The organism is Kineococcus sp. GCM10028916 (assembly GCF_042674865.1).
In the GTDB taxonomy this organism is placed as follows: Bacteria; Actinomycetota; Actinomycetes; order Actinomycetales; family Kineococcaceae; genus Kineococcus.
On the sequence record NZ_JBHTFM010000022.1, the window covers coordinates 54,036 to 78,711 of the forward strand.

Here is a 24,676-nt window from a genome sequence, read left to right on the forward strand (position 1 = left end):
GAAGATCTCCGTACAGCTCTACACGGTGCGCGACGCGCTCGCCGCCGACCTCGACGCCACCCTGGCCCGCCTCGCCGGCTTCGGCTTCCGCCAGGTGGAGCCGTTCGGCCTCACCGAGAAGGCCGACGAGCTCGCCCCGGCGCTGGCCCGGGCCGGGCTGACCGCACCGAGCACCCACGCCAAGGTCGTCGGCGGTGACATCGAGGCCGTGCTGGCCGCCGCCGCGAAGACGGAAACGACGCTCGTCGTCGAACCCCACGTCGACCCCGCGCGCTGGACCACCGCCGAGGACGTCGCCGCGATCGCCGCCGAGCTCAACGCCGCCGCGCTCCGCGCCGCCGACGCCGGGGTGACCATCGGCTACCACAACCACCAGTTCGAGCTCGAGACGAAGATCGGCGGCCGCCCCGCCCTCGAGGTCTTCGCCGACCACCTCGCCGACGGGGTCGCCCTCGAGGTCGACACCTACTGGGTCGTCGTCGGCGGCGTCGAGGTCCCCGACCTGCTCGGCCGCCTCGGCGAGCGCGTGCGCGCGGTCCACCTCAAGGACGGTGACGGCAGCCGCGACACGAAGAAGCAGGTCGCCTTCGGGTCCGGTGACCTCGACGTCGCCGCGATCCTCGCGGCCTCGGCGGGGGTCGACCTCGGGGTCGTCGAGCTCGACGACACCACCGGTGACGTCTTCGACGCCGTGCAGGGCAGCTACGACTACCTGGTGAAGGCCCTGTCGTGAGCGAGACGCGTACAGGACCGGTCGGGATCGGCATCGTCGGCGCGGGCGTCATCAGCGGCACCTACCTCGAGAACCTCACGGCGTTCCCCGACGTGCGGGTCCACGCCATCGGCGACCTCTTCCCCAAGGCCGCCGCGGCCCGGGCCGCGGAGCACGGGGTCCCGGCCCACGGCGGCATCGACGCCGTGCTGGGCAACCCGGACGTCGAGATCGTCGTGAACCTGACGATCCCCGCGGCCCACGTCGAGGTGTCGCTCGCGGCCATCTCGGCCGGCAAGCACGTCTGGTCGGAGAAGCCCGTCGCCCTCGACCGCGAGGGCGGCCAGCGCCTGATCGACGCGGCGGAGGCGGCCGGTGTCCGGTTGGGCTGCGCGCCGGACACGTTCCTGGGCGCGGGGCTGCAGACCTCGCTCAAGGCACTGGCCCGGGGCGACATCGGGACCCCGCTGACGGCGCTGACCCTGATGCAGTCCCCCGGCCCGGAGTCCTGGCACCCGAACCCGGCCTTCCTCTTCCAGACCGGGGCCGGTCCGCTGTTCGACATCGGGCCCTACTACCTGACGACGCTGGTCCAGGCGTTCGGCCCGGTCGCCTCGGTCGCGGCCATCGCCTCGACGGCCCGGGCCCAGCGCGTCATCGGTTCGGGGCCCAGGGCGGGCGAGACCTTCGACGTGACCGTGCCGACGCACGTCAGCGCCATCGCGCAGTTCCGCAGCGGCCAGAGCTCGCAGAGCATCTTCAGCTTCGACTCCCCCCTCCCCCGGGCGGGGTTCGTGGAGATCACCGGCACCGACGCGACCCTGGCCCTGCCGGACCCGAACAACTTCGACGGCGACGTCCAGATCCGCCGCCGCGGCAGTGAGGAGTGGGAGGTCCTGGCCTCCACGACGGCGCTGTCCACCCGCGGTACCGGGGTCCTCGAGATGGCCCGCGCCATCCGGGCGGGACGTCCGCACCGCGTCCAGGGCGCCCTGGCCCACCACGTGGTCGACGTCATGGAGTCGATCGCCGAGTCCGCGCAGAGCGGCGCGTTCGTGCCCGTGAGCAGCACCGTCGAGGCCGCGGCCCCGCTCCCCGACGACTGGGACCCCACGGCCGCCACGGTCTGACCCCCCTCCGATCCGTGATCCCGCGGGGACCACCAGCGGGATCACGGATCGGGCATCGGCCATGGGGCTGATGCCGGCCCGGACGAGTCATCCTCTGGGCTGATCTCCAGCCCGGGACGTCCACGGGGCTCCGAAAGAGACTTACCCTGGGGCACGTGCCCCTGCTCGCCGAGTTCACGACCGCGCTGTCCACGTCGTTGCCGGCGGCGGCACCCGCTCTGCTGCCCGACTGGGCCAGCCCCGAGACGTTCCTGGACACCCTCGGTCCCGCCGCCCTGTGGGTCGCCATGGCCATCGTGTTCGTCGAGTGCGGGCTGTTCATGTTCTTCCTGCCGGGCGACTCCCTGCTGTTCACCGTCGGGTTGTTCACCCACTCCGACGTCCTGCGGGAACCGATCTGGCTCTCCTGCCTGCTGCTGTCCGTCGCGGCCTTCCTCGGCAACGTCGTGGGCTACGAGATCGGACGCAAGGCGGGGCCGGCGCTGTTCGACCGGCCGAACTCCAAACTGCTGACCCCGAAGCGGATCCAGCAGACCAGCGAGTTCTTCGAGCGCTTCGGGGCCCGCGCCATCATCCTGGCCCGGTTCGTGCCCGTCGTCCGCACCTTCATCACCCTCGCCGCGGGGGCAGGTGCCATGTCCCGCAGGACGTTCCTGACGTTCTCGGCGATCGGCGCCGTGCTCTGGGCGACCGGCATCACGCTGCTCGGCTACGCGCTGGGCAACATCACCCTGATCCGGAACAACCTCGAACTGGGTCTGCTGCTGCTCGTCGTGCTCTCCCTCATCCCGGTCGGGATCGAGTTCCTGCGCGCCCGGGCCAAGGACCGCCACCGCACGGCCTCGCTGCCGGCGCAGTCGAACGGGAAGACCCCCGAGAACCAGCGCTGAGCCGTCACCCGGCAGGATGTCCGGGTGGCTCGCCGGCGGTTGTCCCTGTCCCTGCGGTGGGGGGACATGGACGCCTACCGCCACATCAACAACGTCGAGATCGTGCGGCTCCTCGAGGAGGCCCGCGTGCGCGCCTTCGGGCTGGAGTCCCCCGACGGTTCGGCCCCGATGCTGGCGACCGGGATGGTCGTGGCGAAGCACACCGTCGAGTACCTGCGACCGCTGGACTACCGCCTCGCCCCGGTCGCCGTCGACCTCTGGGTGGGCCGAACGGGTGGAGCCAGCTTCGAGGTCGACTACGAGCTCCTCGAACCCGACACCGACGCCGTCGGTGAGCTCCGGACCTACGTCCGCGCCTCCACGGTGTGCGTCGCCTACGACTTCGACGAGGGTCGTCCCCGGCGCCTCGACGACGACGAACGACGCAGGCTGGCCCTGCTGGCCGACGACTGAGGTCGCCCTGCCTTCTGGCAGGATCACGAGGTGTCCGACTGGATCGCACAGCTCGCCGACCCTCAGCTCGAGGACCTCGGCGCGGTCGGGCTGTACGTCCTCGTCTTCGGGATCGTGTTCGCCGAGACGGGCACCCTGATCGGGTTCTGGCTGCCCGGCAGCAGCGTCCTCTTCACGGCAGGTCTCATCTCCGCCCGCGAGGACTCCCCCGTCTCGCTGACCGTCCTGGTCGTCGGGGTGACGCTGGCGGCCGTCCTGGGCGACACCGTCGGGTACTGGTCCGGACGCCGGCTGGGTCGGCCCTGGCTGCTGCGCCGGGCCGGGAAGGCCGCCCGGCACCTGCCCCGGGCCGAGGCGTTCTACGCGAAGTACGGCTGGTTCGCGGTGGTGGCCTGCCGGTTCATCCCGTGGTTGCGCGCGTTCACGCCGATCATCGCCGGCACGGCCGCGATGCCCTACGCCAAGTTCGCCTCCGCGAACGTCGTGGGCGCCCTGTGCTGGGGCGCGCTGCTGGTGCTCGCCGGTCACGCCGCCGACTCCCACCCCTGGGTGCGGACGACGGCGTACGCGATCGCCGGGACCGCCATCGTCTTCTCCTTCGTCATGCCTCTCGCGGCCTGGATCCGTCGACGTCGACGGGCGCGCGCGTGAGGGACCCCCTGCCCGTCCCGGCCCGCGCGGTGCGGACCGGGACGAGCGTGGAGCGGTCCCGGTTCATCGCGACCCTGGAGCCGGTGCGCGACGTCGACGGTGTCGACGCGGTGCTCGCCCGGGTCCGCAAGGAGTTCCCCGACGCCCGTCACCACTGCACGGCCTCGGTCCTGGGCGGGGACGGCACGCAGCAGCGCTCGAACGACGACGGCGAACCGGCCGGCACGGCGGGGGCCCCGATGCTGGCCGCGCTGAACGGTGCGGGGGTGACCGGGGTCATCGCCGTGGTCACGCGGTACTTCGGCGGTGTCCTGCTGGGCACGGGCGGGCTGGCCCGCGCCTACGGCTCCGCCGTGTCCGGTGCGCTCGCCGAGGCCGGCGTGCTGCGCCGTCGCTGGGTCGACCTCGTCGAGGTGCGCGCGAGCCTCGCCGACGGCGGTCGCCTGGAGGCCGACCTGCGGCACGGCTTCGACGTCGAGGACGTCGTGTGGAGCGGCGAGGGCTGGTCGGCGACGCTCGCCCTGGCCCCGGACGGGACGGGAGCGCTCGCCGCCCACCTGGCCGCGGGCGGGTTCGCCACCGAGCTCGGGGCACCGCGACGGGCCGTGCGCACCGCGGGGAACGCCACCTGATCACCGGCCCGTGAGTCCCTGCCTCGGCTCACGCGGGTGGCTCAGGGTCTCGTGACGGCCGTCAGCCGCACGGCGACGGTCACGTCGACGACGTCGGGCAACCCGGCGAGCCGCTCCTCGAGGGCCGCGGCGTCGACGTGGTGGGCACTGGGCCCCATGAGCACCAGAGCCCGCAGCGCAGCGCGGTCGAACCGGCGGGGCACCCGCAGTTCCGCCTCGGTGAGGTCGACGAACCCCTCGAGGTCGGTGTGCAGCCGCTCGGCCTTGCGCTCCTCGACCCCGACCATGCCGAGCACGTCACGGACCTCGCCGAGGTGCTCCGGCAACGGGGTGACGATCACCCACCGTCCCCCGGGACGCAGGACCCGGATCACCTCCGGGACCGACCGGGGGGCGAAGACCGTCGTCACGAGGTCGGCGGAGGCGTCGGCGAAGGGCAGTCCGCGCCAGACGTCCGCCCCGACCGCGGCGGCCCGGGGGTGCGCACGGGCGGCGCGGCGCAGGGCCGCGGCCGAGACCTCGACGACGACCCCGGACCCGCCGGTGCGCTCCAGGACGTGCGCGAGGTAGTACCCGGTCCCGCCGCCGACGTCGACGACGAACCCCGCGACGCCCCGGTCGGCGAGCGCCGCGGCGATCGGTGCGTAGTGCCCGGCGCCGAGGAACTCCTCGCGGGCGGCCACCATCGCCGCGGTGTCACCGGTCGCCTTCGACCCGACGGCGAGGTTGACGTAACCCTGACGGGCGAGGTCGAACCGGTGTCCCGCAGCGCATCCGAGGGTCCGCCCGGTCAGCTCGAAGCGGCCCGCGCAGAGCGGGCAGCGCAGGAGCGGGAGGGCGGCCTCGAACGCGTTCAGCGCTGCTGCTCGGCGCTCGCGCCCAGCGGGTGCAGGCCGGAGACGGCACCGACCCAGGAGGTGGGGACACCCGCGAGGCGGTGGTCGTAGGCGCGCACGGCCGCGGAGTGGAAGGCGATGTCCCCGGCGAGACGGTGCTCGGCGTCGGCGAGCGCCCGGACGGTCTGCGGGTCCGGTTCGGCCGCGGCGGCCTCCTGCGCGGCGAGGTGGGTCGCCAGGTCGGCGAGGCGACTGCGGCGCTGATCGGCGAGCGCGCCGGCCTCGACGGCCAGGTCGCGCATCCGGACCAGGGCCGCGCGGGTCGCGACGACCCACAGGGCGATCACGAGGACGAGCAGCACGACGACGACGAGGACGACGGCCCCGGTGGCGCCCATCAGGCGAGCCCGATGTCGCTGAGGCCGTAGGCGAAGCGGTAGGGCACGCCGGCCTCGGCCTCGACCTTCTCCTGGGCGCCGGTGTTCCGGTCGACGATGACGACGACCCCGACGACCTCGGCCCCCGCAGCGCGCAGCGCCTCGACGGCGGTGAGGACGGACCCCCCGGTGGTGGAGGTGTCCTCGACGGCCACGACCCTGCGCCCGGCGACGTCGGGGCCCTCGATGCGGCGCTGCAGACCGTGGGCCTTCTCGGCCTTGCGGACGACGAAGGCGTCCAGCGGGGCGCCGTCGTGCGCAGCGGCCCACCCGCGGGCGTTGGCGGCGTGGACCATGGCGAAGGCGACCGGGTCGGCGCCCATCGTGAGCCCGCCGACGGCCTGGAAGTCCCAGTCCTGCACCAGGTCCAGCAGCACGGGACCGACGAGGGCGGAGGCTTCGCCGTCCAGGCTGATCCGGCGCAGGTCGACGTAGTAGTCGGCCTCCTTGCCGCTGGAGAGCGTCACCGTCCCGCGGACGACGGCCTTGGCCGCGATGAGTTCCGCGAGGCGGTCGCGTTCGCTGGAGTTCGGTGTGCTCACGGGACCGCAGCTTAGGTGCTGTCCGGCTCCGGTCCGAGCACGTGGGGGCCTCGCCTGTAACGTGCCGCCGCGTGCGCCTCGCCACCTGGAACGTGAACTCCATCCGCGCCCGCCTCGACCGGGTCATCGCCTGGATCGAGCGCAGCGACGTCGACGTCGTCGCTCTGCAGGAGACCAAGTGCAAGGACGAGCAGTTCCCCGAGCAGGCCTTCCGCGACCTCGGCTACGAGGTCGCCCACCACGGCCTGTCGCAGTGGAACGGCGTCGCCCTGGTGTCCCGGGTCGGTCTGGAGGACGTCAGCACGGCCTTCTCCCCCGACGTCCCGCACTTCGGGGACCCGGCGGTCGCGGAGGCGCGGGCCATCGGTGCGCTCTGCGGTGGGGTGCGGGTGTGGAGCCTGTACGTGCCCAACGGCCGCTCCCTGGAGGACCCGCACTACGCCTACAAGCTGCTGTGGCTGGAGCAGCTGCGCGAGGCCGGGAAGGCCTGGCTGGCGCAGGACCCCGACGCCCCGGTGGCGCTGGTGGGTGACTTCAACATCGCCCCGACCGACGACGACGTCTGGGACGTCGACGTCTTCGCGGGCGCGACGCACGTGTCGGAGCCGGAGCGGAAGGCGTTCTCGTCGCTGGTGGAGGCGGGGTTCGCCGACGTGGTCCGCCCGTACGCCCCCGGCCCGGGGACGTTCACGTACTGGGACTACACGCAGCTGCGCTTCCCGAAGCGTCAGGGCATGCGGATCGACTTCGTGCTGGGCTCCCCCGCGCTGCAGGCGCGGGTGAGCGGCGCGACGATCGACCGCGAGGAGCGCAAGGGCAAGGGCGCCTCGGATCACGCCCCGGTGATCGTGGAGCTTGCGCCGAACGCGTGAACCCTGCCCGATCGGCTCCTGCGGGGGAGACTCGGGCGCTGCACCTCACTAGGTTCGAACGGTGCGAGCACCTGTCAGCTGCGACGACCTCGAGCAGGTCGAACTGAACGCGGCGAACGACGCCCGGGGCCAACGGGCCGTCGCGGACCTGCTGCAGTCCTGGGCCCGGCGAGCCGTGCCGGGGGACTCGGTGTCCCGCGGTCGGTTGCTGGTCGCGGCCAGCGAGCACGCGGCGTTCGCGGGCGACGCCCGGCGGGCCCTGCGCCTGGCCAACCAGGCCCTGGCGACCGGTGACGTGGTGGCCCCGGACACCCGGTGCTACGTCGTCGCGGCGCTGCTGGTGTGCGGCCACCTGCGGGAGGCGGTCGCGTTGGCCGACGAGGTCCTCGACACCCGCGGCGACGACGTCGACGTCTACCTGCACCTGGGCGAGGAGTTCTCCTGGCACCGCCAGGGCGAGGAGGCCTCCCGCATCTACACGCTGGGGATGTTCCGCTGCGCCGGCGACGACGACGCCACCGAGCAGCTGCTCGGGGCGTGGCGTCGCGGTCGGGCGCCACGGACGGTGGACCTGCGCGACGGCGTCCTGACCGCCGTTCCCGCCCAGGGGTCGGTGCCGGCCCAGGCCGTCCGGCTCGAGTAGCCGACCCGCCCCGGCCGGATCAGACCGACCAGGTCCCGGCGGCCTCCCCGACCGCCACGGCGACGTCGACGACGTTGCCGGGCGGCGGGAGCGGGCAGGCCCACTCGGGGTCGTAGGCGCAGCTGGGCGGGTAGGCGAAGTTCAGGTCGACGACGAGGCTCGTGAGGTCACCCCCGAGGTCGGCGCCCTTGACGGTGTCGAGGACGTAGCGCCCGCCGCCGTAGCCGGGACCGGGGTCCTTCAACGGGAGGAACAGACCGCCGCCGTACTGGTCCAGCCACCACACGTCCAGCGTGCCGACACCTCGCAGGGCAACGGTTCCGACGCGTTCGAAGTGCACGGTGCCGTCGGTGCCGGTGACGGCCTCCCGCATGAGCGGCGGGGCGTCGTCGACGGGGACGACGAAACGCATCGCCGGGTCGTAGGCCGCGACCGGCAGCCCGGTGAAGGTCGCGCGGTCCTGGGGCAGCAGCGGGCTCGCGGGGTGGGTGGCGAACAGGTCGTCGCGACCGGCGACCCACTGCGCGTGCCCGGCGGCGGGGTCCTGCGCGGACCGGACGTCGGTGTAGAGGGCGCCGACGCGGCGGCGCCAGTCGAGGACGTCGAGTCGCTTCACCCGGCCACTCCACCAGAACCGCGTCGTCCGGCAACCGCGGGCCACGGGTCAGGGGTGCACGTGGGAGCCCTTGAGGACCTTGTCGACGGCGTTGCGGGGACCGTGCAGCGCCAGTCCCACGAGGTCGAGGTCGGAGCCGGCCACCGCGGCCACCGCGGCCCGGTTCGCGTCGTCGTGACCGGTGCTGAACATGTCGGCGGTGAACACCGCCAGCGGCAGCGACCGGCCCAGCGCCCGGCCGTGCGCGGCGCGCAGCGCGTCCCGGTCGCCCTCGAACACGAGGACGGGCCGCCCGAGCAGCGGGAGGTAGGCCGTGCCGTCGGCGTCGGCGTACGGCTCCCCCACGAGGTCCGGGTGGGCCGCGGTGATGCCGCTGGCCAGGAACGCGGTGACGTTGAGCCGCTGCCAGGTCGCCAGGTCGTCGCGGACGAGGACGGCGATCTTGGTGTCGAAGCGGACGGGTTCGCTCGGGTCGGTCACGGGCTGATCCTCGGCCCCCCGCGCGACGTCCGTCTTGTACGTTCGTGACGTGGGTGAGCTGGTCCGCAGTTGGCGCCCGGACGTCCCGGGGATCGCCGAGGTCCTGCACGCCCGCTTCGTCGGGCACGCCTACCCGTTGCACACCCACGACACCTGGACGCTGCTGCTGGTGGACTCCGGCGCCGTCCGCTACGACCTGGACCACCGCACCCACGGGACCGGTTCCCTGGTCACGCTGCTGCCCCCGCACGTGCCGCACGACGGTCGGGCGGCGACGAGTTCGGGGTTCCGCAAACGGGTCGTCTACCTCGACGGTGCGGCGGTTCCCGCCGAGCTCGCGGGCCGCGCCGCGGACGACCCGGAGCTCCCGGACCCGCGGTTCACGACCGCCCTGCGGGAACTGCACCCCCTCCTCCTGGACCCCGCGGAGGGTTTCGAGGCGGAGGCCCGCACCGCCGTCCTGGTGGACGCGGTGACCGCGCACCTGCGCCGCAGCCCACCGCCCCGGGTGCGGGACGTCCCGCTGGCCCGGCGCCTGCGGTCGCTGCTCGACGAGCACGTCGTCGACGGTCTCAGGCTGGAGCGGGCCGCGGCCGAACTCGGGGTCTCCGGTGCCCACCTCGTCCGGACGTTCACCCGCGAGGTCGGCATGGCGCCGCACGCCTACCTGACCTCGCGTCGGGTCGACCTGGCCCGGACGTTGCTCCTCACCGGTCACCGTCCCGCCGAGGTCGCCGTCCTCGCCGGGTTCCACGACCAGCCGCACCTGACCCGGCACTTCCGCCGGGTCCTGGGAACGACGCCGGGCCGGTTCGCCCGGGGCTGAGCGGGACCGCGGACGGGTTGCGGCCGTGGGAGACGGGTGCTGGAGTGGTCTCCTCCCCCGTGGAACACCGGCGGGGGCCGCTGCGCGCAGACCCGAGCGGCCGCGCAGCAGGTCGAAGAGACGGCCACACCCACCACGGTCCAACAGCGGCCAGTCCTCCCGACGCCGACAGGCAGTCAGGCGACCCGCCATGAGCACCTCCACCGACCCCTCCGACCTCACCCGACCCGCTGTCACCCGACCCGCCGTCACCCGCCCCGACCTCACCGGAACCCCGCCCCGGAGCGTCCCCTTCGACCGCGACCTCCTCACCCCCTCGGTCGTCCACCTGGGGACGCACGGGTTGCGCCGCGCCCACCACGCCGTCTACTTCGACGAGCTCGCCCGCCGGCGCATCAGCGACGACTGGGGCCTGGTCCGCGTCGAGCTGCAACCCCCCGGGGCCCGGACGCTCCACCTGGACCACCTGCAGGAGCACCGGGTGCTCGTGACCGGGTCCGCGGCCACCTCGACCCGTGAGGTCGAGGTCCTCGTGGACCACGTCACCCGCACCGACGACTCCGGCTCGGTGCTCGACGCGCTGGCCGCTCCCACGACCCGCCTGGTCGTCCTGCAGGTCGCGGGTGGGGAGACCTCGCCGCCCCCCGGGACCGCACCGTCCCTGCCGGCGGTGGCCCACGGCTACCTCGTGCGGGCGCTGGCGCGGCGTCGGGACACCGGACTCCCGCCGTTCACCGTCCTGAACTGCGACCCGTCGCCCGGCAACGGCCACCGGACCCGCGAGGCGGTCCTGACCCTGGCGCGGGCGGAGGACCCCGGGCTCGCCGCCTGGATCGAGGAACGCGCGGCCTTCCCGTGCAGCGTCCTCGACCCGTTGCTGAGCGGGACGGGCGGTTGCCCGGGCTGGGTGGTGCAGGACGAGTTCTGCGACGGGCGCCCGCCCCTGGAGCAGGTGGGCGCGCGGTTCGTGGCGAGCACGGCACCGCACGGCGTCCTGCGCACCCGCCTGCTCGACGGCGCGCGGTACGCCGTGTCGGCCGTCGCGCGGCGCACCGGCGCCGCCCGCACCGACGAGGCGCTCGCCGACCCCCGGGTCTCCGCGTTCCTCGGGGGTTTCCTCCAGGAGGTCGCGACGCTCCTGCTCGACGTCCCCGGGATCGACCTGGACGCCTACCGCAGCGCAGTCCTGGCCCGGCTGGCCGACCCCCGCACCGGGGAGCCGCTGGCCCCGGCGGGCCGCCACGGCGGGGGTGGCTTCGCCGCCGCCGTCCTCCCCTCGCTGCGCCTGGCCCGGGACCAGCACCGCCCGCGCCGCCACCTCGTCCTCGCCGTGGCGGCCTGGCTGAGCTCACTGCCCGGGGCCGGCTCCGACGCCGGTTCCCTGCTGGACGGGCACCGCGACCTGCTGGGCACCCTCGCCGACGACACCCACCTGGCGGCCGAGCTCCAGGAGGCGCTGGAACTGCTGGCCTCCGGCGCGTTCGACCCATCGCGCCGGGACACCACCCGGGGAGCCCGCCCGTGACCCGGCGGCTCGCGGATCAGGTCGTCGTCGTGCTCGGCGCGTCCAGCGGCATCGGCCGCGCCACCGCCTTGCGCCTCGCCCAGGACGGGGCGCGCGTCGTGTGCGCCTCCCGGGGGACCGAGGCGCTGCGGACGTTGGTCGAGGAGATCACCGCCGCCGGCGGCCGCGCCACCGCGGTCCGCGCCGACATCACCCGTCCCGAGGACCTGACGGCGCTGGTCGACGCCGCCGAGAGCACCTACGGGCGCATCGACACCTGGGTGACGATGGCCGGGATCAGCGTCTACGGGACGATCGCCGACGTTCCGCTGGAGGAGTTCCGCCGCGTCGCGGAGGTGAACTACCTGGGCCACGTGGCGGCGGCCCAGGTCGCCGTCCCGGCGATGGAACGGAACGGCGGCGGGGTCCTGGTCGGCATGGCCTCGGTGGAGGGGGTGCGCTCGCTGCCCCTGCACGCCCCGTACACGGCGTCGAAGTTCGCCGTCCGCTCCTTCTACGACGCGCTGCGGATGGAACTGGCGCAGGCGGGGGGCCGGGTCGCGGTGAGCACGATCCTGCCCGCCGGCATCGGCACCCCGTTCTGGGAGCACTCCCGCAACCGCACGGGCAGCCTGACGAAACCCCCACCGCCGGTGTACGCCCCGGAACTGGTGGCCGACGTCGTGGCCCGGCTGGCGACCCACCCGCGCCGGCAGGCCGTGGTCGGCGGCGCGTCGATGGGTTTCCTGCTCGGGGAGAAGTTCAACCCGGCCCTGACCGACGTCGTCCTGAGCGTCATCGGCCGCCGCATGCAGACCAGTCACCGCCCCGACAACGGAACGGACATCGTGGACACCCCCACCCCCGGCCCCGGTCAGGTGCACGGCGACCACGTCGGTCACCTCGTGCGGCGCGACCTGTTCACGACCCTGCAGGAACGTCTCGCCTCCCCCGGCGAGGTGCTGCTCGGACTGCGGCGGCGGTGGGCCCGGTGAACGCCACTCCCCTCCCGCTGCGCGAGGAGAACCTGGACCGCCTGCCCGACGGCGTCGCCGCCCCCGGCTACGACCGTTCCGCGCTGCGCCCCGCCGTCGTCCACATCGGCGTCGGGGGTTTCCACCGCGCCCACCAGGCCGTCTACCTCGACGACCTCGCCCGCACGGGGGAGACGGGCTGGGGTCTGGTCGGCGTGGGTCTGCGCAGCCCCGAGATGGGGCGGGTGATGAGCGAGCAGGACCGCCTCTACCTGCTGGTGGAACGCGGCGACGTCGAGCGCGTGCGGGTGATCGGCTCGGTCAGCCGCTACCTGTTCGCCCCCGACGACCCGGAGGAGGTGCTGCGCACGCTGGCCGACGAGACGACGCGGCTGGTGACCCTGACCATCACGGGCACGGGGTACCGCATCGACCCGCACTCCGGGGAGTTCGACGCCGACGACGACGACCTCCGCGCCGACCTGGAGAACCCGGGTGGACCCCGCACGGTGTTCGGCTTCCTCGTCGAGGCGCTGGACCGGCGCCGCCGGGCGGGCCGGGCGCCGTTCACCGTGTTGTCCTGCGACAACATGCCCGACAACGGGACCGCCGCCCGCACCGCCGTGGTGTCCTTCGCGCGGCGGCGCGACGAGGAGCTCGCGCGGTGGATCGAGACCGAGGGGGCCTTCCCCAGCAGCATGGTCGACCGGATCACCCCGACGACGACCCCGGAGGACCGTGCGGGGATCGTCGCGCGGACCGGCGTCGACGACCGCTGGCCGGTGGTCACCGAACCGTTCACCCAGTGGATCGTGGAGGACTCCTTCTGCGACGGGCGGCCCCCGCTGGAACGGGTGGGGGTGCAGTTCGTCGACGACGTCGCCCCCTACGAGGCGATGAAGACCCGGATGCTGAACGCCGGTCACTGCGCCCTGGCCTACCTGGGGATCCTGGCCGGGTTCTCCACCATCGACGAGGTCCTGGCCGACGACACGTTCCGCGCCTACTTCGAGCACCTGCTGGCCGACGAGATCGCGCCGCTGCTGCCCCCGGTGCCCGGGGTGGACCTGGCGGAGTACCGGCGGACCCTGGTCCAGCGGTTCTCCAACCCGGAGATGGGGGACCAGCTGGCCCGGCTGGGCCGGCGAGGGTCCACGAAGATGCCGAACTACGTGTTCCCCTCGGTGTCCGCCGCGGTGGCGGCGGGCCGGCCCCACCAGTTGCTGCTGCTCGCCGTGGCGGGTTGGATGCGGTTCCTGAGGGGTTACGACTACGCCGGGAACGAGGTACCGGTCATCGGCCCGATGGCCGACCGGCTCGTCGAACTGGCGCGGGAGGGGCGGCAGGAGCCGGAGCCGCTGGTCAGCGAGCGCAGCGTGTTCGGCGCGCTGGGCGAGGACGCGGCGTTCGTGGCGGGGGTCGAGGTCGCCCTGCGGGCGCTGGAGGAGCAAGGACCACGGGAGGTCATCGCGTTGTACCTGGGACTGAACGTCGAGAGGAAGCTGGACGTGGACGTGGACGCGCCGAGGGTGGGGGCCGGCCGGTGAGCCCTCGTCCCCTGAACGCGTCGCGGGTCACCACCCTGCTCTGCGACGCGGACGGCACGCTGTTCCCGTCGGAGGAACCGGCCTACGCCGCGTCCGCGGACGTGACGAACCGGTTCCTCGCGGAACTCGGCGCGGAACGCCCGTACTCCCCCACCGAGCTGCAGGCCATGACCAACGGGAAGAACTTCCGCGCCGCGGCGCAGGAACTCGCGCGGGGCTACGGGCGGGAACTCGCCGCCGGTGACCTCGACGCGTGGGTGGTGCAGGAGAAGGACGTCGTCACCGCCCACCTGCGCGAGGTCCTGCACCCGGACCCGGACGTGCGCGACCCGCTGGTGGCCCTGGCCGGGCGGTTCACGCTGGCGGCGGTGACCTCCAGCGCGGCCACCCGGCTCGACGCCTGCCTGGAGGTGACCGACCTGGCGAAGCTGTTCGACCCGGAACGCCGGTTCAGCGCCGAGGACTCCCTGGAGGTCCCCACCTCCAAACCCGACCCGGCCGTCTACGCCTTCGCCGGGACGGCGCTGGGCGTCACGCCCGACGACGCCGTCGCGATCGAGGACTCGATCAACGGGGCGCTGTCCGCGGTCGCCGCGGGGTTTCCCACGATCGGGACGGTCCAGTTCGTCGCCGAGGCCGACCGGGCCGCGCGCACCGCCGCGCTGCGCGAGGCCGGGGCGGTGGCCGTCGTGGCGTCGTGGACGGAGATCGCCGACCTGCTCGGCGGCTGACCCCCGGGTCCGGGGTCCCCGACGGCGCTGCGGGAACTGCACCCTCCTCCGCGAACCCTCCGGGGTTTCGCGGTGGAGGCCCGCAGCGCCGTCCTGGTGGGGGCGCTGACCGCGCACCTGCCGCACCATCCGTTCACCCGGAGCCGGGTCAGCGCCGCCCCCGGGTGCGCCGCTCGATCGTGGGCGGGTTCGGGAACGTCGGCCGGAACGCCAGTCCGGCGCCGGCGAAACCTGCGGTCGAGCTCAGCCGGACGGGTCCTGCGCCGGTGACGGAGAACGACCAGATCGCCGGATCCGCCGAGCCGACGTCGCTCCCGGGTTCGGAGGGGACGAAGTCGTCCCCCGCGACGGCGACGGTCGAACCGTCGGAACTCCAGGCGAGGCGGTCGACCTCGAGGTGCACCTGCCCGAGGTCCTGCAGCAGGTTCCCGCGGAGGTCCAGGACGACGACGTGCGGGTCCTCCGTGGGCCGGAAGTACGTCCCGGGAGCGGGAACCACCGGAGTGCGGACCACGGCGACCGCGTCCCCGGACGGCGAGACCACGGGGTGTTCCTCGGCGAACCCCGGCGTCTCGACCCGCTGCGCTGCAGCGGTTCCGACGTTGACGCGGACGAGGTCCTGGCCGAACTCGTCGGACGTCGAGGCGATCACCGTCCGGCCGTCGCCGGAGAACGTCGGGGACTGCAGGCTGCGGGCGCCGGTCACCGCCCGGGTGGCCCCGGTGTCCACGTCGGTGAGGTTGAGGTGGGGCCAGCCCGTCGAACCGCACGGGTCACCGTCGCTGGACGACCACACGAGGTCGCGGCCGTCCCGCGAGAACTACAGGTCGAAGGTCCCCGCCGGCGTCGGGGTCAGCCGCCGGGTGCGACCCTCGGGCGAGACCAGGGTGATGTCGGCGGTGGGAACGGGTGGGTGGGTCGAGCAGGCGACGACCTCGCGGACGTCGGAGCGGGCGACGGCGAAGCTCCCGTCCGGTGCCGCAGCGACGTCCCCGAGGCTGGATCCGGCGAACAGGGTGCGACGACCGGTCCCGTCCGGCCGGGCGGAGCAGAGGATCGTCGCGGTGTCGACGACGGAACCCGTCGGCTCCTGGAAACCGATCCACGCCAGGCGCGAGCCGTCGGCGGACCAGACCAGGTCGGCGACCCCACCCGGCGCGACGGTTCGCGGTGGAGTTCGACGACTCGATCCCGGGGTCGTCCCGGCTCGGTGGCGTCGACGGCACGCAGACGCCGGTCGGGGCCCGGACGTGCGCGGCTCAGTCGCTGGTGGCGACGAGCTCCTCGAGGCGCACGTCGGGGTTGTCGCGCTCGAAGCTGCGGACGCGCCACTCGTCGGTGAACAGGGCGAACGTCCGGCCGTCGGCGTTGTGGACGACCTCGGTGCCCCGGTGGGCGCGCAGCAGCGGGGCGTCCTCGGCGTCGATGATCCGGGCCGTCGTGTAGGGCAGTTCGGTGAACAGCACGGGCGAGCGGAACTCGTGGGTCATCCGGTACTGCACGACGTCGAACTGCAGGGCGCCGACCGCGCTGATGACGGGTTCGCCGTCCCCGCGGGAGTCGGAGGTCAGGACGCGCACGACCCCTTCCGCGTCGAGTTCGCGCAGGCCCTGCCGGAACTGCTTACCGACGCGGAGGTCGGAGGGGCGCACGGTGCGGAAGTGCTCCGGGGCGAAGACCGGCAGCGGCGGGTAGGCGATGCGGCCGTTCTCCGACAGCGTGTCGCCCACGTTGACGTGGCGGGCGTTGACCAGGCCGATGACGTCACCGGGCCAGGCCACGTCCACCGTGGAGCGGTCCGCGCCGAACACCGTCTGCACGTGCTTGAGGACCATCGGCCGGCCGCTCTTGTCGTCGCGCACGGTCATGCCGCGGTGGAACACCCCGGAGTGGATGCGGGCGAACGCGAGCCGGTCGCGGTGGGCGGGGTTCATGCCGGTCTGGGTCTTGAAGACCTGCGCGCTGAAGCTCTCGGTCACGGCGTGGGTGTGCCCGGCGATGTCGTCCTGGTCGTGCGGGTGCGGGGCGACGTCGACGATCGCGTCGAGGACCTGGCCGACACCGGTGTTCGCGACCGCGGCGGTGAAGTACACCGGCGTCGTGCGGAACCCGAGGAACGCCTCCTCGTCGTGGTCGGCCTCGGTGGCCGTGAGCAGGTCGTGCTCGTCGAGGGCCTGCTGCCAGGACGCGCCCTCCAGGGCGGCCGCCTCCTCGCCGCTCATCCGCTGCTCGAGCGCCCGGGTGGCTCCACCGGGGGCCTTCGTGTACTTGACGTACTCACCGGTCCCCCGCTCGAGGAGCCCGCGGAAGTCGCCCGCGATCCCGACGGGCCAGGTCATCGGCGTCGGCTTGAGCCCGGTCACGGACTCGACCTCGTCGAGCAGCTCGAGGGCCTCCCGGCCCGGCCGGTCCCACTTGTTGACGACCGTGATCACGGGCAGCCCGCGCTGCTTGCAGACGCCGAAGAGCTTGCGGGTCTGCACCTCCATGCCGCGGGCCGCGTCGACGAGCATGATCACGGCGTCCACGGCGGTCAGCGCGCGGTAGGTGTCCTCGGAGAAGTCCGCGTGACCGGGGGTGTCGACGACGTTGACGACCTGGTCGCGGTAGGAGAGCTGGAGCACGGCGGAGCTGATCGAGATCCCGCGCTGCTTCTCCATGTCCTGCCAGTCCGTCGCGACCCCCGCCCGGCCCGCCTTGCCGTGGACGTGGCCGGCCTCGCGGATGGCGTTGGCGTGCAGCGCGAGCGCCTCGGTCAGCGTCGACTTCCCGGCGTCGGGGTGGCTGATGACGGCGATGGTGCGACGTCGGGCCGCCTCGGCCACGATCTGCGCGGGGTTGACGTCGCTGATCTGTCCGGGGGTCTCGATGTCGGCGCTCACCCCTCCATCATCCCCGCTGCGCGGGCCTGGTCACGACAGCTCGGGCGGTCCGCCGCTGCACCCACCGGACCAGGGCCTCGCCCTGCACCCGCTGGAACGGCCGCAGCGTCGGCAACCCGGGCGGCGCCGGTTGCGCGGCGCGGCCGAGGAAGAACTCCGAGAACCCGTCCAGGACGGTCGTGAGGACCTCCGGGGCCACGTCGCGGGTGAGCACCGAGGTGGTGAGGACCCGCTCGGCGAGGTCCTCCTCGCCCAGCCGGTCGACCTCGAAGAGCAGGGCCAGCAGGTCCAGCCAGGGCGGGCCGACGCAGGCGTGCGGCCAGTCGACCAGGACCGCACCCCCCGCGGTGATCAGGACGTTGTCGGCCCGGAGGTCGAGGTGGACGAGGGTGTCCCCCTCGAGGAGTTCCAGGGCGCTCCCGGGCAGCTGCCCGACCAACGACTCGGCCGCCGTGGGCAGGTCCGGGACGGGGCACGGGGTGGCGGTGCGGACGAGTCGCTCCAGCGCCGTCACCACGAGGCCGAGGTCGTCGGGCCGCCACGGCAGTTCCGGCGGCCGGCCGTCCACCTCGTCCAGGACGAGCACGTGGAAGTCCCCCACCCAGCGCGCACCGCGGAAACCCGGGGCGGGAACTCCGGCCGGGAGGGCGGCGGTGATCCGCGCCTCGCGTTCCTGCATCGCCGGGGTGTCGCTGTTCTGCGCGGGGCTCACCGCCTTGACGAAGGCCCGCGTCCCGTCCAGGGTGCGGACCCGGTCCGCCGACCGGGGGAGAACCCGCCGGACTGCGACTCGGCCCGCTCCACCGGCGACCCGAGGACCTCCGCGACGGCGGCGTGCACCGCCGCGGGCAGGTCGTTCCAGCGCAGCCGGTTCCCCCCTGATGCCAACACGCCCACCAGGCTCTCGGAGCCTGGTGGGCGTGTCCACCGAGTTCGGGGTCAGACGGTCAGCGCGGTGTCCGCCCGCCGGACGACGAGGCCCGGCGCGTCGCCGGCCCCCGGGTCGTCCAGGTCGAAGCTGCGGCCGGCGACGTCGACCTCGACGGTGTCGCCGTCACGGACCTCGCCGGACAGGATCGCCCGGGCGAGCTTGTCGCCGATCTCGCGCTGCACCAGGCGGCGCAACGGCCGCGCGCCGTAGGCGGGGTCGTAGCCGGTGATGGCCAGCCAGTCCTTCGCGGCGTCGGACACCTCGAGGGTGAGGCGACGGTCGGCCAGGCGGTCGGCCATCTTCTGCACCTGGATCTCGACGATCCGCGACAGTTCCTGCGTCGACAACGGGTCGAAGACCACGACGTCGTCCAGGCGGTTGAGGAACTCCGGCTTGAAGTTCTGCCGCACCGCGGTCATGACGGCGTCGTGCTTGGTCGCCTTCGAGAGTTCGGGGTCCACCAGGTACTGCGACCCCAGGTTCGAGGTCAGCACCAGGATCACGTTGCGGAAGTCCACCGTGCGGCCCTGGCCGTCGGTGAGGCGCCCGTCGTCGAGGACCTGGAGCAGGATGTCGAACACCTCCGGGTGCGCCTTCTCGACCTCGTCGAGCAGGACGACGGAGTACGGCCGACGGCGGACGGCCTCGGTGAGCTGCCCACCCTCCTCGTACCCGACGTAACCCGGGGGGGCCCCGACGAGACGGGCGACGGCGTGCTTCTCGGAGTACTCGCTCATGTCGATGCGGACCATGGCGCGTTCGTCGTCGAAGAGGAAGTCGGCGAGCGCCTTGGCGAGTTCCGTCTTCCCGACCCCGGTGGGCCCGAGGAACAGGAACGAGCCGGTCGGTCGGTCGGGGTCGTTGACCCCGGCGCGTGAACGGCGGACGGCGTCGGAGACGGCCTGCACCGCAGCGCTCTGCCCGATGAGCCGGGCGCCGAGGAACTCCTCCATGCGCAGCAGCTTCGCGGTCTCGCCCTCGAGCAGCCGGCCGGCGGGGATGCCCGTCCACCCGGCGATGACCTCGGCGATGTCGTCCGGTCCGACCTCGTCGGCGACCATCGGGGCGGTCCTGGAGACGTTCTCCTCGGCCGCCTGGGCGGTCTCGAGCTCACGTTCGAGGGCGGGGATGCGTCCGTAGAGGATCTCGCTGGCGCGGCCGAGGTCACCCTCGCGCTGCAGCCGCTCGGCCTGCGACCGGAGTTCGTCGACCTGGTGCTTGAGGTCGCCGACGCGGTTGAGCCCGGCCTTCTCCTGCTCCCAGCGCGCGGTGAGCGTGGTGAGTTGCTCCTGGCGGTCGGCGAGGTTCACGCGCAGCGCCTCGAGGCGTTCGCGGCTGGCCGCGTCGCCCTCCTTGGACAGCGCGAGTTCCTCCATCTTCATCCGGTCGACGGAGCGGCGGAGCTCGTCGATCTCGACGGGCGAGGAGTCGATCTCCATCCGCAGCCGGGACCCGGCCTCGTCGACGAGGTCGATGGCCTTGTCCGGCAGCTGCCGGCCGGTGATGTAGCGGTCGGAGAGCGTGGCGGCGGCGACCAGCGCGGCGTCGGAGATCGAGACCTTGTGGTGGGCCTCGTAGCGTTCCCGCAGGCCGCGCAGGATGCCGATGGTGTCGGGGACGGAGGGTTCGCCGACGAAGACCTGCTGGAAGCGTCGTTCGAGGGCGGGGTCCTTCTCGATGCGTTCGCGGTACTCGTCCAGCGTGGTCGCGCCGACGAGGCGGAGCTGGCCGCGGGCGAGCATGGGCTTGAGCATGTTGCCCGCGTCCATGGCACCCTCGCCGGCGCCCGCGCCGACGACGGTGTGCAGTTCGTCGATGAACGTGACGACCTGTCCCCCGGAGTTCTGGATCTCCTGCAGGACGGCCTTGAGGCGTTCCTCGAACTCGCCGCGGTACTTCGCCCCGGCGACCATGCTGGCCAGGTCCAGGGAGATCAACCGCTTGCCGCGCAACGACTCGGGGACGTCGCCGGCGACGATGCGCTGGGCCAGGCCCTCGACGACGGCGGTCTTGCCGACGCCGGCCTCGCCGATGAGGACGGGGTTGTTCTTGGTGCGGCGCGAGAGCACCTGCACGACGCGGCGGATCTCGGCGTCACGGCCGATGACGGGGTCGAGGCGGCCCTCGCGGGCCTGCTCCGTGAGGTCGATGCCGTACTTCTCGAGGGACTTGTAGGTGCCCTCGGGGTCGGGCGAGGTGACCTTCGCCCCACCGCGGACGCTGGGCAGGGAGTCGAGCAGCGCGTCGCGCGTGGCGCCGACGGCCCGCAGGGCCTCACCGGCGGCGGACGTGGACGCGGCGGCGCCGAGCAGGAGGTGCTCGGTGGAGACGTAGGCGTCGTCGAGCGCGCGGGCCTCGTCGCCGGCGTCCTGCATGAGCTGCAGGGCGGGACGCGACAGCTGCGGCTGGCTGACGGACGAGCCGGACGCGCTGGGCAGCGACGCGAGCGCGCCCTCGACCCGACGGGTGAGCAGGGCCTGGTCGGCCCCGACGGCGGCGAGCAGGTGACCGGCGACGCCGTTCTCCTGCTCGAGCAGCGCGGCGAGGACGTGCAGGGGTTCGACCTGCGCGTGACCCGCGGACGTGGACCGGCCGACGGCGTCGGCCAGGGCCTCCTGGGCGCGGGTGGTGAGCTTGAGGTCCACGGGCTACCTCCGGTCGTGAGGTGGGTGACTGACGTTGGGTACAACCATGCCAGAGTTGAGCTTGTTCCGCTCAACTCTCGTGTCGCGCGCCCCCCCGGTGGTGATCGTTGGCTCCACGCTGTCGATGATCGACACCGTGGAGCCAACGATCACCACCCGGGCGACGACACGACGGGCCGTCCTGGCGGTGGGGGTCGCCCTCGCCACCGCGGCCTGCGACCGCGCGTCCACCCCTGCCGGCCCGTCCGCGACCTCTCCCGTGGCCCCGACGAGCGGCCCCCCGAGCTGGGACGACCTCGCCGGGGAGCTGCCGGGGGGCCTGCTCCGACCCGACGGGGACGGCTGGAACCCCTCGAGGCTGCTCTACAACCCCCGGTTCACCGCGGCCCCGCAGGCCGTGGCCCCCGTCCGCACCGCCGACGACGTCGCGGCCTGCGTCCGGTTCGCGGCCGACTCCGGAACCCCGGTGCGGCTGCGCGGCGGCGGTCACTCCTACGGGGGCTGGTCCGCCGACGCGGGCCTCGTCGTGGACCTGGCGGCACTGAACTCCGTCGAGGTGTCGGCCGACGGGACGAGGGCGACCGCCGGGGCGGGTGCCACCCTCATCGACGTCTACTCGCAGCTGGGTTCGCGGGGTCTCGCGATCGGCGCGGGGTCGTGTCCCACGGTGGGCGTCAGCGGGCTCACCCTGGGCGGCGGGGTCGGCGTGCTGGCCCCCTCGTTCGGGCTCACCTGCGATCAGCTGCGCTCCGCGACGGTCGTCACCGCGGACGGGAAGCAGCAGACCGTCGACGGGGACGACGACCTGTTCTGGGCACTGCGCGGCGGCGGGACGGGGTTCGCCGCGGTGACGTCGTGGGAGTTCGCGCTGCGTCCTGCTCCCGACGTGGAGGTGTTCTTCCTGCGCTGGCCGTGGGAACGCGCGGCCGACGTGCTCACCGCCTGGCAGGCGTGGCTGCCGGACGCACCGCGGGAACTGTGGTCCACGTGCAAGCTCCTCGCGAACCCCGGAGACGGCGACCGGGTGCAGGTCTCCGGGGCGTGGACCGGGTCGGCCTCCCTGGACACCGCCCTCGCGGGTCTCCTCGGCCGCCTCCCCGCGCCCGCCGCGAACACCCACCGCCGCCTCGACTACGCCGCGGCGATGGCCTACGAGGCGGGGTGTTCCGGGCTGGACGCGGCGGCGTGCACGACGAAGGCCCTCGACAGCGACCACCGGCAACCCTTCGCCGCGACCTCCTCGATGCTCGGCGGAGAACTCCCGGACGCCGGGGTCCAGGCGGGAGTCGCTGCGGTGCAGGCGGTCATCGACGCACCACCGGCCGGTCTGGTCGAGGCCGGGATGTCGTTCGACGCCCTCGGCGGTGCGGTGGCCGACGTCGCCCCCGACGCCACGGCGTTCCCCTGGCGCACCGCCCTCGCCACCGTCCAGCACACCGCCACCTGGACGGGACGGCAGGACGCCGCGGGTTTCGACGCCGTGGTCGCCGGGACCCGCGCGGCGCTGAGCCGGTGGACCGGGAACGCGGCCTACGTGAACTACGCCGACGCCGGACTCCCCGACCGGGCGACGGCCTGCTGGGGCGACAACCTCGCCCGCCTGCGACAGGTCCGCACGACCGTCGACCCCGACGGCGTCTTCGCCTCTCCCGGCACGGGAGGCTGAAGCCGCCGCCGAGGCGGAGCGGGGACGCTCAGGAGATGTCGCACCCGGTGTGGTCGACGTACTGCTCGGCGTCGGCGAAGACGGCGTCGGAGACGCTCGGGGCCCCACCGGCGACGACGATGAAGCAGGGGCGGATCCGGGCGAGCTCGGCCCGGGTCGCCGCGGGAAGGGTGTCGCGCTCGGTCAGCAGCAGGGGACCGGACCCGGAGAAGGTGTTGCCGAGGGCGAGCGCGTCCGGGAACGAGGTACCGGAGGCGAGGAACACCGCGAGCGTGGTGTCGTGGTCCCAGCCACCCAGGACGGAGATCTGGGCCGCGGTCTCGTAGCGGTCCGCGCCGGAGACGCGCAGGTTGCCGGCCGCCGTCTGCGCCGACTTGGTCTCGACGCTGCGCAGGGCGTCGGCCGAGAAGGTGCGCGCACCGCGGTCCACGTGCGGGGCGTCCGCGGCCGAGGCGGCGCTCGCGGAGGCGACGGCGACGGCGGCCAGCCCGACGGCGGCGATCGAGGCGAGGGTCTTGGTGCGCATGGTCGGTTCTCCAGACGAGGTGGGGCCCGACGGGGTGGTCACCGCCGGTCCCGCAAGGTTTGCGGACCGGAGTCCCTGTCGACCACGATCCGCCACCGGGCAGCCGCCGAACGAGGAGCAGGTTCACCTGTCCTCGCCATCGAGACCCTCTTGGAGTCACCTGTGAAGCACAGCGAGTAGTCGACCGGTACTCCCTGCAGCCGGTGGCACGACGGGTCGGGTTCGGGTGTCGACGCGCCGGGGCGCTCGCCCCGGCAGGTACCGACGTCCGGAACGGAACGCGACGATGAGCACCACCCCGTCGACCACGCTGATCCCCACCCGCCCGGGTCGCCTGGCGGTGCACAGCACGGGGGCGGCCCGACGGCGGTGTCGTGGCACAGCACGTTCGTGGAACTCCTGAACCGTTGCCTCGACGACGCGCAACGGCGCAGCACCGCGGAAACCCTGAGGTCCTTCGTTCATCGGACGGAGCGACCTCGGCGACGAACTGCACCGGTCGACCCGCGGTCCCTGCGGGGTGGGATTCGCAGCGGGGGTGCGCGGTCGCGCCGTCCTGCGGCCGACTCGGCAGGATGGTCGGGTGAGCCCCCGCGAACTCGTCGTCCTCGGCACCGCCGGGCAGGCACCCACCAGGACCCGCAACCACAACGGGTACCTGCTGCGCTGGGACGGCACCTCGGTCCTCTTCGACCCCGGCGAAGGCATCCAGCGCCAGATGCTGCACGCCGAGGTCTCCGCACCCCGCATCGAGCGGATCTGCGTGACCCACCGCCACAACGACCACTGCCTGGGCATCCCCGGCGTCCTGAACCGGATGGCCCAGGACGGACCGGGACGTCCGGTGACCCTGCACGGGCCGGTCGACGCGTTCGAGCACTTGCGCGCGCTCGCCGTCGTCGCCGCCGCGCACGTGGCGGTCACCGTCGAGGGGGTTCCCACCCTGGACGAGCCCGTCGACGTGGCCGAGGTCGCGGGGTGCCGGTTGACCGCGCAGGCACTGGACCACCGGGTCCCCACGATCGGCTACCGGTTGGCCGAACCCGCGGGCCGGTCCTTCGACGCCGACGCCCTCGCCGCCGCGGGGATCAGCGGTCGCGACGTCGGGGAACTGGCACGACGGGGTGAGCTCCGCGGGGTCCGCCTCGGCGACGTCTCCGTGCAACGCCCCGGCCAGGTGTTCGCCTTCGTGATGGACACCCGCCTCTGCCCGGCCGTCGAGGAGGTCGTCCGCGACGCCGACCTCGCCGTCCTGGAGTGCACGTACGCCGACCGCGACGCCGACCTGGCCCTCAGCCGGGGGCACCTGACCGCACGTCAGGCCGGTCTCGCCGCCGCCCGCGCCGGAGTGCGCACGCTGGTCCTGGCGCACTTCTCGCAGCGCTACCCCGACCTGGAGGAACTCGGGCTCGAAGCCCGGGCCGCGATCGCGGAGGTCGGAGCCGGGACGACGGTCCACGTCGCCCGCGACCTCGACGTCGTCGCGGTACCGCCCCGACGTCACCCTGCGCCGGTGTCCCGGGCGTCGTAGCGTCGGGGCGTGAGCCAGC

25 protein-coding genes and 1 pseudogene are annotated in these 24,676 nt (G+C 73.7%); 15 read left to right on the plus strand and 11 right to left on the minus strand.

Translation table 11 applies throughout. The features are described 5' to 3' along the window. Positions 1–28: 28 nt before the first annotated feature. Positions 29–235 (minus strand): annotated as a pseudogene (locus tag ACFQ46_RS23960) (hypothetical protein); the annotation flags it as partial. On the opposite strand from ACFQ46_RS23960, the gene ACFQ46_RS23965 reads away from it, so the two are divergent. From ACFQ46_RS23965 to ACFQ46_RS23990, 6 genes are all read left to right on the plus strand, one after another. After that, positions 209–733 carry a sugar phosphate isomerase/epimerase family protein gene (locus ACFQ46_RS23965; protein ID WP_380262895.1) on the plus strand — a complete coding sequence of 175 codons (525 nt, stop codon included), beginning with the start codon at positions 209–211 and terminating at the stop codon, positions 731–733. The pseudogene ACFQ46_RS23960 and the gene ACFQ46_RS23965 sit on opposite strands and share 27 nt — an antisense overlap. After that, complete coding sequence (locus tag ACFQ46_RS23970; protein WP_380262827.1) at positions 730–1,842, plus strand: Gfo/Idh/MocA family protein; 1,113 nt, start codon at positions 730–732, stop codon at positions 1,840–1,842. Before ACFQ46_RS23965 ends, ACFQ46_RS23970 begins: the two co-directional genes overlap by 4 nt. 155 nt (positions 1,843–1,997) lie before the next feature. After that, positions 1,998–2,732 (plus strand): DedA family protein, encoded by a 735-nt coding sequence (locus ACFQ46_RS23975; RefSeq protein ID WP_380262829.1) that lies wholly within the window; start codon positions 1,998–2,000, stop codon positions 2,730–2,732. A gap of 24 nt (positions 2,733–2,756) precedes the next feature. Then, a complete protein-coding gene (locus ACFQ46_RS23980) occupies positions 2,757–3,185 on the plus strand; it encodes an acyl-CoA thioesterase (protein WP_380262831.1) in 429 nt (142 codons plus the stop codon). A gap of 30 nt (positions 3,186–3,215) precedes the next feature. After that, on the plus strand, positions 3,216–3,836 hold the full coding sequence (locus ACFQ46_RS23985) for a DedA family protein (protein ID WP_380262833.1): 621 nt from the start codon (positions 3,216–3,218) through the stop codon (positions 3,834–3,836). Then, the gene (locus tag ACFQ46_RS23990) at positions 3,833–4,468 is read left to right on the plus strand and encodes an IMPACT family protein (protein WP_380262835.1); all 636 of its coding nucleotides are present in this window, start codon (positions 3,833–3,835) and stop codon (positions 4,466–4,468) included. The genes ACFQ46_RS23985 and ACFQ46_RS23990 overlap by 4 nt, the downstream gene beginning before the upstream one ends. Positions 4,469–4,509: 41 nt before the next feature. Here ACFQ46_RS23990 and ACFQ46_RS23995 read toward each other — a convergent pair whose 3' ends face one another. Genes ACFQ46_RS23995 through pyrE form a run of 3 tightly spaced genes read right to left on the minus strand, consistent with a single transcriptional unit; the run spans position 4,510 to position 6,283 of the window. Further along, positions 4,510–5,325: a putative RNA methyltransferase gene (locus tag ACFQ46_RS23995; protein ID WP_380262897.1), complete on the minus strand. Its 816-nt coding sequence runs from the start codon at positions 5,323–5,325 to the stop codon at positions 4,510–4,512. Continuing rightward, complete coding sequence (locus ACFQ46_RS24000) at positions 5,322–5,702, minus strand: hypothetical protein (protein ID WP_328293259.1); 381 nt, start codon at positions 5,700–5,702, stop codon at positions 5,322–5,324. Before ACFQ46_RS24000 ends, ACFQ46_RS23995 begins: the two co-directional genes overlap by 4 nt. Next, positions 5,702–6,283 (minus strand): orotate phosphoribosyltransferase, encoded by a 582-nt coding sequence (pyrE, locus tag ACFQ46_RS24005; RefSeq protein ID WP_328293260.1) that lies wholly within the window; start codon positions 6,281–6,283, stop codon positions 5,702–5,704. The genes ACFQ46_RS24000 and pyrE overlap by 1 nt, the downstream gene beginning before the upstream one ends. A gap of 71 nt (positions 6,284–6,354) precedes the next feature. Here pyrE and ACFQ46_RS24010 point away from each other — a divergent pair, with 71 nt between their 5' ends. Both ACFQ46_RS24010 and ACFQ46_RS24015 read left to right on the plus strand, forming a co-directional pair. Beyond that, complete coding sequence (locus tag ACFQ46_RS24010) at positions 6,355–7,155, plus strand: exodeoxyribonuclease III (RefSeq protein WP_380262839.1); 801 nt, start codon at positions 6,355–6,357, stop codon at positions 7,153–7,155. A 61-nt stretch (positions 7,156–7,216) separates the two neighbouring features. After that, positions 7,217–7,798, plus strand: a complete 582-nt coding sequence (locus ACFQ46_RS24015) for a hypothetical protein (RefSeq protein WP_380262841.1) — start codon at positions 7,217–7,219, stop codon at positions 7,796–7,798. A gap of 19 nt (positions 7,799–7,817) precedes the next feature. On the opposite strand, the gene ACFQ46_RS24020 is transcribed toward ACFQ46_RS24015, so the two are convergent. Both ACFQ46_RS24020 and ACFQ46_RS24025 read right to left on the minus strand, forming a co-directional pair. Continuing rightward, positions 7,818–8,414 carry a DUF1684 domain-containing protein gene (locus ACFQ46_RS24020; RefSeq protein ID WP_380262843.1) on the minus strand — a complete coding sequence of 199 codons (597 nt, stop codon included), beginning with the start codon at positions 8,412–8,414 and terminating at the stop codon, positions 7,818–7,820. Positions 8,415–8,462: 48 nt separating this feature from the next. Continuing rightward, the gene (locus ACFQ46_RS24025; RefSeq protein WP_380160418.1) at positions 8,463–8,894 is read right to left on the minus strand and encodes a DUF2000 family protein; all 432 of its coding nucleotides are present in this window, start codon (positions 8,892–8,894) and stop codon (positions 8,463–8,465) included. Between the two features lie 49 nt (positions 8,895–8,943). On the opposite strand from ACFQ46_RS24025, the gene ACFQ46_RS24030 reads away from it, so the two are divergent. The 5 genes from ACFQ46_RS24030 (at position 8,944) to ACFQ46_RS24050 (ending at position 14,476) form a co-directional block, all read left to right on the plus strand. Next, a complete protein-coding gene (locus ACFQ46_RS24030) occupies positions 8,944–9,720 on the plus strand; it encodes an AraC family transcriptional regulator (RefSeq protein ID WP_380262845.1) in 777 nt (258 codons plus the stop codon). Positions 9,721–9,910: 190 nt separating this feature from the next. Then, the gene (locus ACFQ46_RS24035; RefSeq protein WP_380262847.1) at positions 9,911–11,245 is read left to right on the plus strand and encodes a hypothetical protein; all 1,335 of its coding nucleotides are present in this window, start codon (positions 9,911–9,913) and stop codon (positions 11,243–11,245) included. Then, on the plus strand, positions 11,242–12,219 hold the full coding sequence (locus ACFQ46_RS24040; protein WP_380262849.1) for an SDR family oxidoreductase: 978 nt from the start codon (positions 11,242–11,244) through the stop codon (positions 12,217–12,219). Before ACFQ46_RS24035 ends, ACFQ46_RS24040 begins: the two co-directional genes overlap by 4 nt. Then, a complete protein-coding gene (locus tag ACFQ46_RS24045) occupies positions 12,216–13,745 on the plus strand; it encodes a mannitol dehydrogenase family protein (RefSeq protein ID WP_380262851.1) in 1,530 nt (509 codons plus the stop codon). The genes ACFQ46_RS24040 and ACFQ46_RS24045 overlap by 4 nt, the downstream gene beginning before the upstream one ends. Further along, positions 13,742–14,476, plus strand: coding sequence for an HAD family hydrolase (locus ACFQ46_RS24050; protein ID WP_380262853.1), 735 nt, complete (start codon positions 13,742–13,744; stop codon positions 14,474–14,476). The genes ACFQ46_RS24045 and ACFQ46_RS24050 overlap by 4 nt, the downstream gene beginning before the upstream one ends. Before the next feature lie 148 nt (positions 14,477–14,624). Here the strand turns inward: ACFQ46_RS24050 and ACFQ46_RS24055 are convergent, their stop codons facing one another. The 4 genes from ACFQ46_RS24055 to clpB all read right to left on the minus strand — a co-directional run bounded on the left by ACFQ46_RS24055 (position 14,625) and on the right by clpB (position 20,934). After that, positions 14,625–15,206, minus strand: coding sequence for a TolB family protein (locus ACFQ46_RS24055; RefSeq protein WP_380262855.1), 582 nt, complete (start codon positions 15,204–15,206; stop codon positions 14,625–14,627). Positions 15,207–15,735: 529 nt separating this feature from the next. Next, complete coding sequence (locus ACFQ46_RS24060; RefSeq protein WP_380262857.1) at positions 15,736–17,358, minus strand: peptide chain release factor 3; 1,623 nt, start codon at positions 17,356–17,358, stop codon at positions 15,736–15,738. A gap of 7 nt (positions 17,359–17,365) precedes the next feature. Continuing rightward, positions 17,366–18,070, minus strand: a complete 705-nt coding sequence (locus ACFQ46_RS24065; RefSeq protein WP_380262859.1) for a phosphotransferase — start codon at positions 18,068–18,070, stop codon at positions 17,366–17,368. Positions 18,071–18,297: 227 nt separating this feature from the next. Continuing rightward, positions 18,298–20,934, minus strand: a complete 2,637-nt coding sequence (gene clpB / locus ACFQ46_RS24070) for an ATP-dependent chaperone ClpB (RefSeq protein WP_380262861.1) — start codon at positions 20,932–20,934, stop codon at positions 18,298–18,300. 136 nt (positions 20,935–21,070) lie between these two features. On the opposite strand from clpB, the gene ACFQ46_RS24075 reads away from it, so the two are divergent. Next, the gene (locus ACFQ46_RS24075; RefSeq protein ID WP_380262863.1) at positions 21,071–22,600 is read left to right on the plus strand and encodes an FAD-binding oxidoreductase; all 1,530 of its coding nucleotides are present in this window, start codon (positions 21,071–21,073) and stop codon (positions 22,598–22,600) included. A 28-nt stretch (positions 22,601–22,628) separates the two neighbouring features. Here ACFQ46_RS24075 and ACFQ46_RS24080 read toward each other — a convergent pair whose 3' ends face one another. Further along, positions 22,629–23,126, minus strand: a complete 498-nt coding sequence (locus ACFQ46_RS24080) for a cell wall-binding repeat-containing protein (RefSeq protein WP_380262865.1) — start codon at positions 23,124–23,126, stop codon at positions 22,629–22,631. A gap of 583 nt (positions 23,127–23,709) precedes the next feature. On the opposite strand from ACFQ46_RS24080, the gene ACFQ46_RS24085 reads away from it, so the two are divergent. Beyond that, the gene (locus ACFQ46_RS24085) at positions 23,710–24,657 is read left to right on the plus strand and encodes a ribonuclease Z (protein WP_380262867.1); all 948 of its coding nucleotides are present in this window, start codon (positions 23,710–23,712) and stop codon (positions 24,655–24,657) included. Positions 24,658–24,676: the final 19 nt, after the last annotated feature.